General features: G+C 59.5%; 2 protein-coding genes. One reads left to right on the top strand and one right to left on the bottom strand.

The annotated features are described in order from the left end of the window. Positions 1–960: phosphoenolpyruvate carboxykinase (ATP) (locus tag EN935_RS34610; protein ID WP_164771630.1), on the bottom strand; the 960-nt coding region annotated here is incomplete at its 3' end. 343 nt (positions 961–1303) lie between these two features. Between EN935_RS34610 and EN935_RS34605 the strand changes: the two genes are divergently transcribed. Beyond that, the coding region (locus EN935_RS34605) for a response regulator (protein ID WP_127374158.1) at positions 1304–1717 on the top strand (414 nt) is incomplete at its 3' end.

The raw sequence follows: 1717 nt of genomic DNA, 5'->3' as shown, positions 1-1717 counted from the left end.
GTTTTCAGTCAGCCGCCCATCGTTGAAATCCGGCACGCCATCAGCGTCGAGCACGACATTTTCCAGAACGGTGCCGAAGCGTTGAGTGGTGGCAAAGATTTCCGGCTCGGCTTCCGCCGACAGCTTGATCGTCTTGGCGTAGCAGCCGCCTTCGAAATTGAAGATGCCGTGCGGCCCCCAGCCATGCTCGTCATCGCCGATCAGCGTGCGCGAGGGATCGGCAGAGAGCGTCGTCTTGCCGGTGCCCGACAGGCCGAAGAAGATGGCGGCGTCGCCGGCCGCACCCTCATTGGCCGAGCAATGCATCGGCATCACGCCTTTCACCGGCAACAGATAGTTGAGCATGGTGAACACCGACTTCTTCATCTCGCCGGCATAGGAGGTGCCGCCGATCAGCACGATCTTGCGCGAAAGATCCACGGCGATCACCGTTTCGGTGCGGCTGCCGTGGCGCGCGGGATCGGCGCGGAAGGACGGCAGGTCGATGATCGTCATGTCAGGCACGAAATGCTCGAGTTCGGCAGCATCCGGTCGGATGAGCAGATTGCGGATGAACAGCGAGTGCCAGGCAAATTCGGTGATCACCCTGGTTGGCAGCTTCAGCTCCGCATCGGCGCCGCCGATCAGATCCTGGACATAAAGATCCTTGTCTGAGGCATGCGCCTGGAAATCGGCAAGCAGCGTCTCGAACTGAGCCGGCGAGATCGCCTTGTTGTTGTCCCACCAGACATGCGGTTCGGTGGCGCCGTCACGGACGACGAACTTGTCCTTGGGCGAGCGGCCGGTGTGCTGGCCGGTCTCGGCGACCAGCGCGCCATGTGCCGTCAATCGGGCTTCGCCGCGCCGGATCGATTCCTCATAAAGAGCAGCCGCACCGAAATTATAACGCACCACGCCGGTGGTTTTCAGGCCGATATGATCGATCGCGCAGGCAGAATTGCGTTTGCCGACTTCCGACATGGGTGTCCCTTCTTGGATTTGCCGCATCTTTGCCGGTACGTTTCCGGCATGCCCGCACCGCAGGCTGAGATGGTCAGAACCAGAAAAGCCAAATGATATCAAATCATTAATCGATTTAAATATTTTGAAAGTTGTTTAAATCGTTTATATGTGCAAAAAGTTTCGCGGTTGCCCAAAGGATTGGCGATGTTCGTTCGTCCAATCCATATCGAGGTAGGATTGTGGCCGCCGGCATGCCGCGCGTGACAGCGGACAAGGCCTATGCCACATTTTGTACCTAATTTGTCCTGCAAAAGCCCCTTCTCTACGAAAGAAGGGACAGCTCATGAGGGAGCCGCTTGAAATGGCAACAATCGCGCTTGTCGATGACGACCGCAACATTCTGACATCGGTGTCGATCGCCCTCGAATCCGAGGGGTATCGCGTCGAGACCTACACGGATGGTGCGTCAGCGCTGGAAGGACTGGCGGCCCGCCCGCCGAATCTTGCCATCCTCGACATCAAGATGCCGCGCATGGACGGCATGGAACTGCTGCGCCGGATGCGCCAGAAGTCCGACCTTCCGGTGATCTTCCTGACCTCCAAGGATGACGAGATCGACGAATTGTTCGGCCTCAAGATGGGCGCGGACGACTTCATCCGCAAACCGTTCTCGCAGCGTCTGCTGGTCGAGCGGGTGCGCGCCGTGCTGCGCCGGGCCAGTGCCCGCGAGGCTGCCGCCAAGACACCCAGCCAGCAGGCCCGCTCGCTCGACCGC

The sequence above is a fragment of the Mesorhizobium sp. M7D.F.Ca.US.004.03.1.1 genome (assembly GCF_003998635.1).
In the GTDB taxonomy this organism is placed as follows: domain Bacteria; phylum Pseudomonadota; class Alphaproteobacteria; order Rhizobiales; family Rhizobiaceae; genus Mesorhizobium; species Mesorhizobium loti.
The sequence above is the reverse complement of the archived record's forward strand: the minus strand, read 5'-3'. Positions and strand labels throughout refer to the sequence as shown.